20 protein-coding genes are annotated in these 15,026 nt (G+C 65.3%); 6 read left to right on the plus strand and 14 right to left on the minus strand.

The window, feature by feature from the left end:
• Positions 1-117: 117 nt before the first annotated feature.
• The 13 genes from ICC28_RS31895 to ICC28_RS31955 form a co-directional block, all read right to left on the minus strand.
• Entirely contained in the window at positions 118-1,491 is a 1,374-nt protein-coding gene (locus tag ICC28_RS31895) for a tyrosine-type recombinase/integrase (protein ID WP_188292253.1), read from the minus strand.
• Complete coding sequence (locus ICC28_RS31900; protein ID WP_078972537.1) at positions 1,488-1,661, minus strand: helix-turn-helix transcriptional regulator; 174 nt, start codon at positions 1,659-1,661, stop codon at positions 1,488-1,490. Before ICC28_RS31900 ends, ICC28_RS31895 begins: the two co-directional genes overlap by 4 nt.
• Positions 1,662-1,672: 11 nt before the next feature.
• Positions 1,673-3,055: a replication initiator protein RepSA gene (gene repSA / locus ICC28_RS31905; RefSeq protein WP_188292254.1), complete on the minus strand. Its 1,383-nt coding sequence runs from the start codon at positions 3,053-3,055 to the stop codon at positions 1,673-1,675.
• Positions 3,052-3,744, minus strand: a complete 693-nt coding sequence (locus ICC28_RS31910) for a DNA cytosine methyltransferase (protein ID WP_188292255.1) — start codon at positions 3,742-3,744, stop codon at positions 3,052-3,054. The genes repSA and ICC28_RS31910 overlap by 4 nt, the downstream gene beginning before the upstream one ends.
• Positions 3,741-3,947 (minus strand): hypothetical protein, encoded by a 207-nt coding sequence (locus ICC28_RS31915; protein ID WP_188292256.1) that lies wholly within the window; start codon positions 3,945-3,947, stop codon positions 3,741-3,743. Before ICC28_RS31915 ends, ICC28_RS31910 begins: the two co-directional genes overlap by 4 nt.
• Before the next feature lie 89 nt (positions 3,948-4,036).
• Entirely contained in the window at positions 4,037-4,351 is a 315-nt protein-coding gene (locus ICC28_RS31920; RefSeq protein ID WP_188292257.1) for a SpdD-like protein, read from the minus strand.
• A 21-nt stretch (positions 4,352-4,372) separates the two neighbouring features.
• Positions 4,373-4,531, minus strand: a complete 159-nt coding sequence (locus ICC28_RS31925; RefSeq protein WP_188292258.1) for a hypothetical protein — start codon at positions 4,529-4,531, stop codon at positions 4,373-4,375.
• Between the two features lie 13 nt (positions 4,532-4,544).
• Complete coding sequence (locus ICC28_RS31930; RefSeq protein ID WP_188292259.1) at positions 4,545-4,739, minus strand: mobile element transfer protein; 195 nt, start codon at positions 4,737-4,739, stop codon at positions 4,545-4,547.
• 19 nt (positions 4,740-4,758) lie between these two features.
• A complete protein-coding gene (locus ICC28_RS31935; protein WP_188292260.1) occupies positions 4,759-5,406 on the minus strand; it encodes a DUF2637 domain-containing protein in 648 nt (215 codons plus the stop codon).
• A 77-nt stretch (positions 5,407-5,483) separates the two neighbouring features.
• Positions 5,484-5,651, minus strand: a complete 168-nt coding sequence (locus ICC28_RS31940; protein ID WP_188292261.1) for a hypothetical protein — start codon at positions 5,649-5,651, stop codon at positions 5,484-5,486.
• Between the two features lie 5 nt (positions 5,652-5,656).
• The gene (locus tag ICC28_RS31945) at positions 5,657-5,860 is read right to left on the minus strand and encodes a hypothetical protein (protein ID WP_188292262.1); all 204 of its coding nucleotides are present in this window, start codon (positions 5,858-5,860) and stop codon (positions 5,657-5,659) included.
• A gap of 80 nt (positions 5,861-5,940) precedes the next feature.
• Positions 5,941-7,278, minus strand: a complete 1,338-nt coding sequence (locus ICC28_RS31950; RefSeq protein ID WP_188292263.1) for an FtsK/SpoIIIE domain-containing protein — start codon at positions 7,276-7,278, stop codon at positions 5,941-5,943.
• 2 nt (positions 7,279-7,280) lie between these two features.
• A complete protein-coding gene (locus ICC28_RS31955) occupies positions 7,281-7,637 on the minus strand; it encodes a hypothetical protein (RefSeq protein WP_188292264.1) in 357 nt (118 codons plus the stop codon).
• Positions 7,638-7,861: 224 nt separating this feature from the next.
• On the opposite strand from ICC28_RS31955, the gene ICC28_RS31960 reads away from it, so the two are divergent.
• The 5 genes from ICC28_RS31960 (at position 7,862) to ICC28_RS31980 (ending at position 11,537) form a co-directional block, all read left to right on the plus strand.
• Positions 7,862-8,623 (plus strand): GntR family transcriptional regulator, encoded by a 762-nt coding sequence (locus ICC28_RS31960; RefSeq protein ID WP_188292265.1) that lies wholly within the window; start codon positions 7,862-7,864, stop codon positions 8,621-8,623.
• A 16-nt stretch (positions 8,624-8,639) separates the two neighbouring features.
• Positions 8,640-9,173 carry a GNAT family N-acetyltransferase gene (locus tag ICC28_RS31965; RefSeq protein WP_188292266.1) on the plus strand — a complete coding sequence of 178 codons (534 nt, stop codon included), beginning with the start codon at positions 8,640-8,642 and terminating at the stop codon, positions 9,171-9,173.
• 976 nt (positions 9,174-10,149) lie between these two features.
• Positions 10,150-10,392, plus strand: a complete 243-nt coding sequence (locus tag ICC28_RS31970; RefSeq protein WP_188292267.1) for a DUF2188 domain-containing protein — start codon at positions 10,150-10,152, stop codon at positions 10,390-10,392.
• Between the two features lie 5 nt (positions 10,393-10,397).
• Positions 10,398-10,568, plus strand: a complete 171-nt coding sequence (locus ICC28_RS31975; RefSeq protein ID WP_188292268.1) for a hypothetical protein — start codon at positions 10,398-10,400, stop codon at positions 10,566-10,568.
• A gap of 279 nt (positions 10,569-10,847) precedes the next feature.
• On the plus strand, positions 10,848-11,537 hold the full coding sequence (locus tag ICC28_RS31980; protein WP_188292269.1) for a hypothetical protein: 690 nt from the start codon (positions 10,848-10,850) through the stop codon (positions 11,535-11,537).
• A gap of 121 nt (positions 11,538-11,658) precedes the next feature.
• Here ICC28_RS31980 and ICC28_RS31985 read toward each other — a convergent pair whose 3' ends face one another.
• Complete coding sequence (locus tag ICC28_RS31985; RefSeq protein ID WP_188292270.1) at positions 11,659-13,686, minus strand: ATP-binding protein; 2,028 nt, start codon at positions 13,684-13,686, stop codon at positions 11,659-11,661.
• A gap of 384 nt (positions 13,687-14,070) precedes the next feature.
• Between ICC28_RS31985 and ICC28_RS31990 the strand changes: the two genes are divergently transcribed.
• On the plus strand, positions 14,071-15,026 hold a 956-nt coding region (locus ICC28_RS31990; RefSeq protein WP_188292271.1), incomplete at its 3' end, for a restriction endonuclease.

The following is a 15,026-nucleotide window of genomic DNA, read 5'->3' on the forward strand; positions in this document are numbered from 1 at the left end:
GGGTCCGTGGACTATTTGTGGACACGATCTTGAGGCATCGCCCCTGGTCAGCCCCGGCAACGGCAAAGGCCCCCGGACGAGTCCAGGGGCCTGAAGCCTAGCGCGACGCGTGCGGGATCACTCGTACTCGCGCAGCAGCTCTTCGATCTTGCGGTTGGCGATCTCCTGCCGACCGTCGATGCACTTCGCGTAGCGACTCAGCAGCACCTCGACGCTGTTGCCTGCGCGCTCCGCAACCTCGGTCGCGTCAACTCCGGAGTTGAGCCAGGTCGACAGAGCCGAATGACGGAGGTCGTACGGGCGGGCGGCGAGCGGGGAGACCAAAACGGCCGGTGGGAGTGCCAGCGCGCGAGCCTCCTGCCAGACGCGGTAGTACGTCGACGAGCCGACCACTCCCCCGCGCTCGTTGGTGAACAAACGCCCGTCGTCGGCCACGCCGAAGGTGTCGATGTGCTCCCGCAGGATCGCAACGAGGTGGGGCGGAATCGGCACGGGCCGCACCTCTTCCACGGGCCGGTTCTTGAGTCCGCGGTCGTCGTGCGTCTCGCCGGAGTCAGTCCACCGCTTGCCGACGCTGGGCCGAGTGCTGTTCAGCAGCGCCGTTCCCCAGCCACTTTCCGGCAGCTTCAGGTCCGCCGCTTTGAGTCCAACAGCTTCGGCCGGCCGGAAGGCGCCGTAGTACATGCAGGCAAAGAGGCCAACCAGTCGACGCCCCCGCGCCCTGCCATAGCCGCCAACGTACGACACTGCGGCCAGCAGGGCGCGAGCCTGTTCGGGATTGGCGACCACTCGGGGGTCGACTTCCTTGACAACCTTCGGCTTCTTCCAGCGAACAGAGGTGATCGGGTTCTCTTTGAACTCGCCGAGATCCACCGCGTAGTGCATGGCGTTGACCAGGGTCCGCCGCTTGCGTCGTACGGTTTCCGCGGCTGCCGCCGTCCCGTCGAGCTTCAGCTTCAGCGAGTCCAGTACGCCCCTGGCGATCGCTGCGTCACCGAGGTCTGAGAGCGGGCGCGAAGCCTTTGAGACCCAGTCCAGCGTGTTCGCGATCTCTGTCGGCAACTCGCAGTCGTCAGGACCGGGCAGGACGAAGGCCCAGTTCCGAAGAGCCTTTCTCAGCAGTTCGTCGGCCGGTCGTCCCGGACGGTCGCCGAGGAGAGTCACGGTGACCGCGGTTAGCGACTCGTTGATCCCGTCGCGCGTGTTCGGCGCGGCGTGCGGCCACTTCATGGCGAGGTACTTCAAGGCGAAGGCGTACCACGTCATTGAGGGTGTCTTTTCGACCATCGAGTCGGGAAGCCCGGTCACCGTGTCGAATTCCTCGCCATCGCGCATGGCGCGGAGCAGCTTGGAACGGAAGTTGTCGGCAAGGCCCTTGGTGCGGAACTGCTCGGGGAACACGTTCCCGGCAACAACCCACCTGACGTCATAGGAGGGCTTTTTGGTCTTCCTCTTCCGTACGCCCCAGACCTTCACATCGAGCGACTTCATGCCGCAGCCCTTTCCCGACTGTTCAGCCATGCCGTGAAGTCGCTCCGCCACACCCGCAGTTCGCCGTTGGGCAACTTGAAGGCCCGCGGAGCCTGGCCCAACTCGCGCCACCGGTAGAAGGTCCGCCGTGAGATGCCCTTGAGCTCAGCAAGGATCTCCGGAACGGTCATCAGCTCGTCCTTCACACTGGTTCTCCTTCCAAGGCTTCGCGGGCGGTTTCACGGTTCAGTTGGAGGTCGCGGGCGATGGAGGCGGCGAGGGCGGACTCGCCGGAGGTGTGCCCGTGGCCGGCGTATTGCCAGGAGGCGAGGACGAGCACGCTGTCGGGTTCGTAGCCGTCGAGGCCGAGAGCCTCGCGCTCCTGGGCGGCGCGGTAGTCGGCTCGGATCTGCCGGAGCACGCCGAGGGTGGTGGAGTAGCGACGGGACTTGGAACTGAAATGGCCGCGGAAGCCGAGCATGTGCGCCCACGCAATCAGCCGACGGTCCGGGTAGGCCGCATCGAGGTCGAAGCACGCTTCGATCAGGCGGCGTGGGTGGTCGGGCAGGCCGAGGAGAATGACTGCTTCGCGGTTACCGATGCGCCGGTCGACGGTGCCGGTGTTCTCGGCGGCTTTGGTGGCGTACTTGGCGACGTAGGAGGCCACAGCCTGTTCGGTGATCTCTGAGCCGTCGCCGAACGCCTTGATGGGACGGACGTCGAGCTGTCGACCCCACCGCAGCTTCCGCCCGTTGGGGAAGCTGGCGTCTGCGTGCGGGGGAACCTCAGCCGTGACATAGGGGTGCGCGACGGCGGCGCGGATGGCGCGAGTAAGCAGTTCCGTGCTTGCCCACCGGGGCGGTGGAGTGTCGGGGCCGTCGGCTCCGTCGAGGCGGATCACGGCGTGGAAGTGGACGGCACCGCGCTTTTGGAACTCGGCGACCTTGCCGTACGACAGCCGGGCGACCTCTTTGAACGCCTTCTGGGTGATGCCGACCTGGGCGGCGATCTCGCGGCGCAACCGGTTGACGAAGCGGTGCCACAGCTCGCCGGCGTGGTTGTTGAAGAGCACCGCCCCGGCGTAGTCGTACGCGTCGGGGTCGAGTGGCGTGCCGAGTGCCGGGTCGTCGTCGCGGTGTGCGGTGCCGCACCGGCAGTCGCCGTGCGTGGGCCGGTTGTGGACGGGTCCGAAGGACGGGGCGGTGAGGGTGGCGAAGACGCGGGGCCGGTGCCGGATCGTCGCGGGTATCTCGTGCCGGGTGTCCCCAACGAGTCCGCCGCGGATGAGGTGGTAGGTGTCTCCGGCGTAGGTCCAGGCGCAGGCCGGGCAGCGGGAGGCGCGGCGGTTGCCGCAGGCGATGCGCAGCCGGCCGCCGGGTTCGGTGTCGGTGGTGTAGGAGCGCAGGGTCTCGCCGGTCGTCTTGTCCTTGGTGATGGACCAGCCGGTGAGGTGGATCGGGTCGGCGCAGCCGCCGGTGCGCTTGATCTGGTCTTGCCAGCGGTCGAAGCCGGGGGATGCGGCCACCCTCAGCAGGTCGGTGAGGGTGGCCGTGCCCAGGCCCGTCTGGGTGGCGGTGTCGGTCACGCGAGCACCTCCTGACGGGTGGTCAGGAAGGAGGTGCCGATCCACCGGGTGTAGGCGGGGGGTATGGCCTCGGTCAGTTCTTCGGGGACGTCGGTCCAGGTGATGCCCATGGCGGCTTGCATCTCGGGCACGGTGGCCTTGCCGCCGCCGTCCCCGTACGCGGCCACATAGGGCCCGTCGCGGTAGACGCCGTGGCGCCAGCCGCGCACATACCCCCGGTGTCGGGGGTGGGCCGGCTGCATGACCCCGAAGCCGCCGAGTTCGAAGTTGCGGTGCCTCAGCACGCCGAGGCCGAACATCTCGCCGCACAGGGTGAGGTCTTTGCGGATCTTCGCCTTGCCGTTGGGTTGTTCCACCACGTACGGCAGGCCCGTCCGGTCGAGCAGGGACCGTGTGGGGGCAACGAGGTCGGTGTGCGTGCCGCCCCAGCCCTGGGAAGCGTTGGTGCCCACGGTCAGGGCGCAGCCGGCCTGGCAGGGCGGGGAGGCGTGTACGAGGGTGTACCGCTCGATCTCGCCGGTGGCGATCAGGTGGGCGAGGTATTCGAGGGCGTCACCCCGGTGGTACGGGAAGGGGTAGCGGGGCCGGTCGAGAAGGTCGCAGCCGTCGACCTCGAACCCGGCGAGGTGGTAGCCCCAGCCGGCGCCACCGGCGCAGGAGAACAAGTCCAGGACGCGGGGGCGGTTCATGCGGCGACCGCCCAGTCCGTCGGGCGAGGACGGCGAGCCGGCGCGGTGCCGGTGCCGTGGCAGACCGAGCAGTCCACGGTGAGCGTGCGCAGGTGGCCGGAGCTGTCACGTCCGAGGTCGAAGGTGACGGCGGCGGTGGCGAAGCCGTCACAGTTCGAGCAGATCCGGGCGGTTGTCGTGGTGGCCGGGGTCGGGCCGGTCATGATGGAGGTTCCTTCCGGTTCAGTGGATCGGACAGGGACGGCGCCCGGAGCGGACGAGACTTGGCGGTTGACGCCGCTCCGGGGGCCGGTCAGCGTCGGGTGTCGCCAGCGAGGATCGAACGGATGACGAGCGCGCACACGGCGACCGAAGCGGCCGTGACGGCGACGGCGAGCAGGATCGAGACCAGCACGGCACCGATGACGAGCACGGCAGCCAGGCCCATCCCGGCGACGGTGACGACGGCGCCAGGGGTGAGCTGGATGGTGGGCCTGGACGACGCCAGCGCGACCGGGACGGACGGCGGGGTCTGGGTGCTGGGCACGACGGCGGTGGGCTGGATAACGACGGGCGGTGTCGTGTGCCCGGTCGGCTTGGGGTTGGTGGGGATCTGCGGGCGAAGCATGTGCGGCCTTCCTTCCGTGGGTTAGTCCTTGAGGGCGATCTCGATGGCGGGGGCGAGGAAGCTGGAGGCGAGCAGGTAGCCGCCGATCATCAGGACTGCCACGAGCCACCAGGGCGGGCGCAGGAGCTTGACGCCGACCCAGCCGAGGCAGGCGATGAAGAACCACAGCGGTACGGACATGGCGCGGTCTCCTTCAGCGGACGGGGCAGCGGTGGCCCTGGGCGGCGATCATGGCGGCGTCGAAGGTGTCGAAGGCGGCGGACCAGCCGCAGTCCTCGGTCTCGCAGGCGGCGATGTACTTCGTCTCGCCGGTGTGGCGGTCGGAGCCGCCGCCGACGTGGGTGGTGCCGACGTGGTGCATCTCGTTCCAGATCTTGTAAAGGCCCATGGGGTGACTCCTTTTCGGTTCAGGTGAGTTGGGCTGCGATGGCGTCCGCCAGGGGGGCGGGGACGCCGAGTCGGGTGCGCAGGGTGTCGGTGTCGATCCGGGTGCCGGTGCGGGCCTGGTGATCGGCGGCGACCTTGCGGGCGTGGCTGACCAAAGCGGCCGGTACCGGCGTAGCCGCGGTGGCCGGGGGCAGGGCCGCGGGCGTGTCCTCGACGGCAGGCGGCGCGGGGGCGGGCTCGATGCCGGGTTGGGGGGCCGGGGCTGCAGGTGCCGACGCAACCGACACCCGGTCCCGGCCCGTGGCCGACGTGGGGGCGTGGGCGAGGAGGGTGCCGCCGAGGAAGGCGAGCGCGGGCCACCCAGCGACGCCGAACCGCAGCCAGGCGGGCGGGTGGTCCAGGTCGAGGAATCCGGCGGTGGCGACGTTGGCGCCGAGCGAGGCGAACAGGGCGATCAGGAACCAGCACCAGGCCAGCCGGGACGGGCCATCGGTGCGCAGCCGTCGCCACGCAGCCACGAGCAACAGGTCGACGGAGACGGGGTAGGCCCAGGCCTTCCAGCCGGTCTGTCCGGCCGCGGCGGCAAGGTCGTGCAAGTGGGCGAAGGACAGGGCTCCGGCAATCACGGCTTGGATGAGGACGGCGTCCGGGCGGATCGAGCGGGCCATGGTCTTCACCTCCCTTCACAAGGGGTCGGGGCCAGGGGCGGGGCGCGGTGTCCGGCCGCCCAGCCCCCGGCAGATGTTCAGTCGGTGAGGGCTTCGCCGGTGCCGAAGCAGGCGAGGCAGATACCGGTCTGCTGGCCGACCGTGCGGCGCTTGCGTCCGACGCGGACCGTGCGGGCTACCTCCCCGGTGCCCTTGCACGGCGCGCACGGCTTGGGCTCCGCAGGCTTGCGCTTGCGAGCGGCCATGGCCGTCACCCCTCCGTGGGGTACTCGGGCCCCTCGCCGGGGTCGCAGTCGGGCGGGATCAGACCAGCCGGCGGCTCGGGCAGGGACGCGGCCAAGGCGCCGCCCACCAGGTCGGCAAAGACCGGGTCAGCGTCGCACCGTTCGGCGTACAGGGTCAGGGCGCCGAGCAGCATCACGGTGCGGGCGAAGTCGTCGCAGCTAGGGCACATGACGGGTGCCTTCCTTCAGGCATGGCTCGGGTAGGGACCTGGCGCGAAGCGGTCGCGCCGACCGTGGAACGGCAGAGGGGTCAGGCAGCCTCGACGACCGCCGGCGCCTCGACGGGCGCGAGATCCGTCAGCGGCCGGAAGCGGGCCAACTCCGGGATGTCCGGGGCGAGATGCGCATAGCGGTTGCAGGCGGCCACGGCTTGCCGCATGGACGTGTGCGGGGCGCGGACGCGCACCCATTCGCCGGTGGAGTAGCCGACCACGGCCATGCCGCGCCGGTTGTTCGGGATCTGCGTGGCGGCGAACACCGCGTGCGGGGAGATGTCGCCGAAGGCCATCTTCGCGGTGGTCACGTCGTTGACGCGGTGCACCATCCGGCCGGTGAGCTGGGCGCGCAGCATGGTGATGCCGTCGCCGAGTTCGGAGCCGAAGCGCTGCCCGTACAGGTCCAGGAACATCCCGGCAGCACGGCCGAGCTGGGCCAGGCGGACCAGCGCGGTGACGATCCGGTCCCGCCGCGGATCGTTCTTCTTCGTGCTCAGGGCCAGTTCGGCGATCTCGTCGATCGTGATCACGACCGGGACCGGGCGCAGCGCCTCCGGCAGGTCCCAGATGTTCGCGGCGATCTCCCCCTCCGGGGTATCGGCGCTGATCCGTTGCTCGCGGCGGATCAGGTCGTAGATGCCCTCCATCCGGTCCACCAGGGCTTCCAGCAGCTCCCTGGCGTCATCGGGGTTGTCTGCGAGGGCGGAGAAGCGGCGCGCGAACGGACCGAGTTCGATCTTCTTGCAGTCGATGCCGACCAACGCGACCGGCTGCGCAGCCAGTTCCCTGATCACGGTGCGCTGGGTGACCGACTTGCCCGACTGGGTGGCGCCGACCGTGACTGAGTGCGGAACCTCCCGGTAGTCGCGGTAGTGCACGCTGCCGTCCTCGACCATGGCAATCGGGATCTTCAGCATGCCCCGGTCGGTCGTGGCGGGCATCTGCACCCGCTTGAGGACGTCGTAGCCGGTCAGGGCGAGTTCGACCACACCCGGCTTGATCTCGCGGGAGGTGACCTGATGGACGGCGAAGGAGTGGCGCAGCCGGTCCGAGGCGGCCGCGAACTCGAACGCGTCCTGTCCCGGCCGCATCCGCAGCCGCAGCCTGAGCCCGACCCGGGTGGGCTTGATCCACAGCATGACGGGCACCTGCTGCCGAGGCGTCTCCCGACCCAGCAGACGGGCCAGGGTACGGCGCCAACGCGGCGCCGGCGTGGTCAGGTGGCAGGCCTCCATAACCGAGGCGAAGCGCCAGCGCACCCGCAGCACGGCCAGCACGACACCGAAGCTCAGCCAGTACCAGACGGGACGGCGCCACCGCAGCAGCAGCGCCAGCCCGACCACGACCGCAAGCGCGATCCATAACCACCCCATGATCAGGCCGCCTTCGGCTTCGAGGCGCCGGCGACCAGCGAGGTGACCGCGACCGCACGGAACGCGATCCCGTGCCGCTTCTGCCCGTTGAACTCGTTCTCCCACGGCCGCGCGATCAGACCCGTCAGGGCCACCGGGGTACCCATCAGGAGGTCACCGGAGATCCCGGTCTCCGGGACAGTGACGTTCAGGATCTCGACGTCGCCGTCCAGCGCGAACATCACGTTCACGGTCAGCAGTGTCGTGCCGGTCTCGGCATCGGTGGCAATCTCACCGGTACGACGGTCCTTGATCTTGGGCTCGGGGGCCTGGGCCACCATCACGGTGGCGGCGGAGGTGTCGACGGGGATCTGACGCATGATGGGACTTCCCTTCGTGGGCACCAGGGGCGACGCATCTGCTTGGCGGTGGGAGCGTCGCCCCGACTTGTTTCCTCCTTGAGGCAACCTCCTTGAGGAGGTCTCCATGAGGTATGAGTGTCGACCTCCTTAAGGAGGTCGTCAAGGGGTTCGCAGAAACTTCCCTAGGGCGACCTCCGTAAGGAGGTCTACAGTGGGTGGCAGAAGGTGAGAGAGGACCCTGAATGACCACCAGCAAGCGGCTCCCCCGCAGCCGTGAAGTCGCCGATGAGCTGCGCCGAGACATCGAGTCAGGCGAGCTTCCGCCGGGCAGCGTGTTGCCGTCGGAACGTGAGCTGGTGGAGCGTTTCTCGATCTCCAGCGGCACGGCAAGCAAGGTCGTAGCGCTACTCAAGTCCACAGGGTTGGTTGAGAGCCAAGTCGGACGCGGCGTGTTCGTGAAGCGACGCACCCAGTTGATCCGTCACGCGCACGACAGGTACGCCCGACGCTGGCGAGAAGCAGGCAAGGCACCTTTCCGTACCGAGGTCGAGGCGCAGGGCCGGACCGCCGAGGTCGAGGTGACCAGTATCGAGCGCGTGACTCCACCCAGGTGGGTCGCGGAACGCCTCGCCCTGCCGGCCGACGCTCAGGTGGTCCGCCGAGAGAACACGTACCGCGCTGACGGGCGAGTGGTGCAGCTCGTGACCACGTACATTCCACTCGCGATCGCCGGAGACACTTCCTTGGAAGAGGCCGTTCCTGGCCCCGGCGGGATCTACGCCGCGTTCGAAGGACTGGGGCACCGGCTCAGCCGGATGCTCGAAGAGGTTCAGGCCCGTATGCCGAGGTACGAGGAGGCGGAACGGCTCGGCGCCGAAGCCGGTACGCCCGTCCTCGATGTGGTGCACATCAGCTACGACCAGGACGAGACACCGATGGACGTCAGTCACTTCGTGCTGCGCGCCGACGAGAACGTCTTGACGTACGAGCTACCGACCGACTGACGGGAGCACACGCCCGATGAGCCACGACACCGCCTCCGGCCAGACCTCCGCCATTCGACCCCGCACGGACGACGACATAGCCGAGGCAGCCACTGCACTGGTGGCAGTCCACGCCACGGACGGCTATCCAGTGGAGGGCGTCGACGACCCCGAGGCGTGGCTGACTCCGCCCGATCTGTTGGGGGCATGGGTCGCTGTTCTTGATCAGCAAGTCGTTGGCCACGTGGCGTTGAGCCGTCCACACGGCGAGGATGCCGTACGGCTCTACGTCGAACAGAGCCAGGAACCCGAGACGCGCGTCGCCGTGCTCGCCCGGCTGTTTGTCCATCCGGAAGCCCGCGGGCACTCGTTGGGCGAGCAACTAGTCCGGGAAGCTACTCAGCACGCCTACGGCCAAGGGCTCCGTCTGGTGGGCGACGTGATGACCAAGGACAAGGCAGCCATCCGGCTGTACGAGCGGCTCGGTTGCCAGATCATCGGCAGCACGATGCACACCTACGGCAACGGCGAGGAGATCCCGGCCGTGTGCTTCGTCGCCCCAGGACCGTGATCGCGGACAGACTTTCCCTACGTCATCAAGGCTCGCTTCGCTCGCGGCTGCTGCTTCAGCCGCGAGCGCCGGCCACCCGAACCACGGGGCAACGATCACGGGAGCGGGAGAGCCCGCAGCGCACCGCCGCCACGATCCGACCTCTGTAGGGAGAACACTTCAGTACCCGTTGCCTCGCACCTGCGGGCCGATTCCGCCAGCCACAGCAATACCCGCACTGCCTGACAGGGTCAGGTCGATCATTGATCGAGGGCCGCGCACGCGCGGCGGCGACGGTCGGCCGCCGCCGCCCTGCCTCCATGTCTCCGCCACCGGCTGGGCACCGCCGTCCGCCCGTCGCCACCAGCAGCGGCCAAATACAGCACTGGGATAGGTGAGCCGAGGGGATTGCCGCACAGCAGGTCACAGACGCTTTGTGTTACCGAATGAGGTCGGATCGTGGCGGCGGTGCGCTGCGGGCTCTCCCGCTCCCGTGATCGTTGCCCCGTGGCTGGGGCGGTCGGCTCCACGACTTTAGGCAGCCACCATGGGGCGAGCCTCGAAGATCATGGCCCCAACGTCGTGCTTTAACGGGCAGGTCCACAGACTGCCCGACTCGCTGAAGCTTACGGGGCCATGATCACTCGCCCCATGGCAGCTCCCGCCCAAAGTCGCTCCGCCGACCGTTGTCAGTGCCGAGGTATACCCTCGTAAGTTTGACGTTCCTTCAGTCCCGAACTAGCCCCGAAACCACTACATGTTGTGCCCCTACGCACGAGTAACACAACTTATGGGGTCCTTGCTTGCAGAGCGTCGCCCGGGGTGCTGTACTGATTCGCGTTCGAACCAAAGCAGGCCCCAGCCAGGGGCTTCGACTATGAGGTCGAACCGTCCGGCATGGGGCCTGGTGCGTTGGTGGCGCCCTGGGACCCTACAACCTCCCCGCCTTGACTCCAAGATGGGAGGCCGGGCGGTTCGCCTCTGAAACGGAGATTTAATGTCCGGACAGGCGAACTCCCGCGACGTGGTACGTCGCGATGACGGAACGTGGGCAGTCACGAGACCGGGATCTGAGCGCGCAAGCGCGGTCACCGACACCCAGGCCGAGGCCATCGAGCGCGGCTCTCAGATCCTCGGTAACGACGGCGGCGGGGAACTCCGCATCCACGGCACGGACGGTCGTGTGAGGGATCAGCGCACCATCAGCCCCGGCAACGACCCGCATCCGCCGAAGGGCTGATCACCATGGCTCACTTCTGGATCAATCAGGGCGTCCCGGGAGCGAAGGAACAGCAGGTTCACGCGCACGCGTACGTCATGGAAGGCGAGTACGTCCACTTCCTCGACGAGACCAAGCGGAAGGTGATGAGCATCCGCCAGGAGATCACCTTCCTCATCGAGCGCAGCGACGCGTAACCCGCGTGCCCCCCGCGTGCCCGATCCGATGGGCGCGTAGGGGGCACCACGGGGAACGACGGGCAGGACTCCACAAACAAGCAGGTCAGCGAAGCGCCAGGTCAATCGGCACCGGCATACGCGATCTTCCAAACTGGTGCTCCAAAACCCGGCAGCAGCGATTGACTTTGTCGTTGAGACTCCGCCGGCCTCGGGCACACTGCTGTTATGAACGGAGCATGGGGAGTACCGCACTCAACCAGTACGGGACCATACCGTCACCCGACAAGAGAGGTCGCCGTGATTCCCGTTCTCAACTACGAAGTAGCACCTGAGATCCCCGAACGTGCCACTTTCTGGATGCCGACAGAAGATGATATCCCAGATGATGAAGGGTTGGGCTACTTTCGAGATGTCTGGATGATTCTGAATGAGCCATTGGAATATACTCGGCGCGTCATAGAGTCCGAAAGAGGCTTCATCACACTCGTTGATCGACTCGCTGAATCCGTCCAGGATTACGAGACCCTGGCCAGCCTGATCGAAAATGGTGAGACAGAGCGAGTCATTACTGAACCGCTCCTAGGGCGGCTAAAGGCAGAAGCACGGGAGATTCTCGAATGGACGGAAGATGACGAGCTGCCTCTCCGAAGTCTAGAACTCGGCGTTGCCGGACTCTCGTATGCCCTGTCAACGATTGGATCTGTTCCTGTTGCAAGCTGTCGAGGCCACATGGATGGGTGGTCGGATCAACCCGTAGTCTATGCCGCGATCGACGAGCAGCGAGCCCACTGGCTTCAACCGCTGGTACAGGAAGCGGGGTGCGGATTCCATATAGGCATGAACCGGGAAGAATTTCTTGCCATTGACGGGCCGTCCATCCATCACACAAATAATCTAGCTCAAGCTGTGGTATCGAAATTTGGTGGGCACACAGAGATGTTCGACAGGTGGCTCGACCTAGACGCGATTTATACGCGTTACGAATAGCCTTACGCCCCTGGGGGTGAAGGCAGCTTGAGAAACGTTGCAGCATGGCAGCCCGACACATTTACCAAGCCAACCTAAACCAACCCCCAGTGGACGTCACAGCAAGACCGACAACCGAGAATCAATTCTCGTCTTCATCAGTTCCGCTGTCGTCCCCCTGCGGCCCAAAGGCCGGGTCCTCGTAGCTGACGTCCTGGACGCCTAGGCCGGCTTTCCTGTCAGCAGGCGATCGATATGCCCCCAGCTCTAGGACTCGACGAGTCTGCATCACCTCACGACGCTTTCGGTCAAATCCCGCTGTGGATACGTCGGCCCTAAGAACTTCCCTATAGTGATCATAGTACTTGCTGACTTGATCATAGATCGAGTTCCAGGTAAGCCTTCGGGCCGTGCTGTTCCATCGCTCTAGAGGGAACTCGTAGCTATCGCCGCTGATGAAAACAGCGTCGATCTTCGGGTGCGCTTTACTCAGTGCGTCAACATATTTATCGAGCTTCTGCACGTCATCCCGCGTTACGGTGTGCCCAGACCTCTTAATCTCAATAACCTTCACCCTCCCATCTCCCGCCAGTGCCAGGAAGTCGTATCGGGAAAGGTCTTGCTCGTCGAAGTCGCGCACCTTCCACTCTCGGAGTTGCTTACTGATCTGCTTTTCTTCGTACAGAACTTGCCATTCTGGATCGATCAGCCACGGATACCAGGCAATTAGATCGTGCAAGTTCTCCGTGCCAGCAGGGTTAGCCGTCTCTGAAATATTCATAACTAGGGCATTATTAAACTTGTCGATAATGGCAATACGCCCATCAATCACCTCCAGGATCGCGCGACTTTCAAGAACCTTCCACTTGGAGATGCGCCCCATGAGCTCTTCCAAGCGCTCGGGGTCGTCGCTTACTTCTTCAATGTCAGCAACTATGTCATGAAAATGCCGATACTCGAAAGCACGAATGACCGAGTCCGCCAGTGGCCTGATCTTTTCCTGGTCTCCGCCCGCTTGCCCGAGAGACTGCAGAAAACGGTGCACCTGGGTTCTGGAAGGTTCGTCCAGAACGTCGATGCGTCCGGAGAACTCAGGGTCAGATGTGATTTTGTCAACGAAGGTTGTCCCTCGCCGGCCCGCCCATTCACGCAATGCCTTGCGCGTCAGCTCTTGCCCCCAGTAGGACAGCTGCTTCGCGGCGTCCGATTCCCAGTCAATCTCCTGCCTATCGGTGGAGATGACATCCGATTCGTCGTCAATTCCTTCATCCAGAAAATCGGCGTGAATCTCCCCATGCAAATAGCGCGTGCCGTGCTGCCCGGAAGCAGTTCCTTCGACAAAGAAGTAGAAGGGAGACGTCTGTGCTATCTTGCCGTTCACGTAGACAGCAAAACCGCGCATCAGGCTCTGACTAAGCACCTGGTCGGAAAAACCGAAGAAATAGCGCACCTCCCCTCCACCGGGCAGTGCGTGTGTCAGATAGCCACTCTCGGGAACTCTTTGTTCAAAGCTAACTTCCGGGTCAGCTACTTCTACCCCGTTCACCCTGATTGACATTTCCCCCCGCGTCACTCGACTGAATCTTCTAGCCAGCGATTCTCTAAGCGTGTACTCGCCTATAGGTGTCGAGTGCTTAAGCCTAGACAGGATAATGCGGGTGCCGGACGGAGTATCAGTAGGCGCTTCAGCTCCAGTGCGAGCCAGAATTGGCACAGGTTCGATTGTCTGCTCAGCAGTCGCGTCGCGCTTCAGCTCTTCCATGTCCATAGAGAAGGCAGTGCACGGCCCATTTCGCCAAGTAGATACTTCCATGTGGGAGGCGATACCGAATCCGGCTAGCTTCCCAATCCCCTTCCTGCCCATGACTTTACGATTAGGTGCAGGGTTCACCGCGGCACCGGCAGAGCGCCTGTTTCTACCAACGACCAGATAATCGCTCTGCACCTCATCCTCGGTCATGCCTACACCGTTATCAGTGATCACAATCTTCGATGAGCTACGATCGTAGCCAGCTACGTCGACTGTAATATCAACTTGTGTAGCTCCCGCATCCCAGCAATTCGCCACCAACTCGGCAATTGCCGTGTCACGCCGCTTGTACATCTGGGCGCCGAGATGTTCGAGAGTGCGCCCTAGTACCTGAATGGTGTAAGTGCGGGTCCCTTCCATGGAACGATCTTAGACCGCACTGGTCGCCTTCGGAGACATTTCTATCGATCCGCTAGGCGCCTCGTGGCTGGTCATGGTGCAGCCAAGGCGCAACCGCTGCGCGTGCCACTCGGCCAGCATCTGGCCAGCACCACCGAGGTGACCACGGGACTTCACGCTTCCTTCGAGGAGCGGAGCTGACCTGGCATGATCTCGGTCGGCCGCTCGAGAAGCTCTAGGAGACCAGCGAAGCGCGTCTCGTCGGCTCCGTCGCATACGGGGTGGGGTTCTGCCCCGAACAGCGCAGCAGGAACGCAGTTCCGCCTCAAGCACGCACCTCTAGGTCCTCACACCCTCCACGACGTGTAATGATCACTCCTTCGCCGGTCCCGGGGAGGGGTTGCCATGGGAGAGATGCTGCGCGTCGGGCAGGTGCTGCGTTACACGAGTGCCAAGGATCCAACCGAGGCCGTACTTAACGGGTACACGAACTTCCACTACGTGACAGATGCTCCCGGCCACAAGAAGGCACTTCTCGAGTCCGGCATCAATGGCATGGCGAAAGTCTCGGTGAGCGGGCGGCCGCGACGGCCAGTGATCTTGATCCGCTCCAGCCCGTGGAAGGCTGGCAGCGAACAGACGCCGTGGCACGACGTCTTCGACATGGACAACGGCCACGTGCGCTACTTCGGTGACCACAAGGCCGGGCTGACCAAGCCCCCCGGAACCACCACCGGAAACGCCGCCCTTCTCGACGCCTTTACAGAGCATCAGGCACCCACCCCGGAGGAGCGAGCCGGCGCAGCCCCTCTGTTGCTGTTCCGCGCTGTGTCACGCAACGGCAAGGTCAAGGGCTTCGTCGAGTTCTGCGGACTCGGGGTCGTAGAACGGGCCGAACGCATCGTTCAGTGGGCAGGACACGAGCACACCACGTTCACCAACTACGTGTACGACATCGCGCTGATCGATCTGGCTGACGAGAACGATCAGGTCGACTGGGATTGGATTACAGCGCGCCGCAGTCCGGGGGTCTCCGATCAGGAAGCCCTCGCCAAGGCGCCCCGTGCCTGGCGGGAGTGGGTCAAGCGGGGACACTCCGCCCTGCCACGGGTGCGCCGGCGCGTTGCTCGAGCGCGCGTCGTGAAAGTGCGGGATCAACGTCCCGCGCCGGACAGTCAACGGGACGACGACCTCCGGTTCATCTATGACCAATTCGAGGGACGCAAGCACGAGTTCGAGGCCGTCGCTTCCGCTGTCGCCGCTCGTGTGCTGAGGGGGTCCGGGCACAGCTACCGTGAGGGATGGATCACTCGACGCTCAGGAGATGGCGGAGCGGATTTCGTCGGGCGCATCGACCTCGG

The organism is Streptomyces sp. TRM68416 (genome assembly GCF_014596915.1).
Lineage (GTDB): Bacteria > Actinomycetota > Actinomycetes > Streptomycetales > Streptomycetaceae > Streptomyces.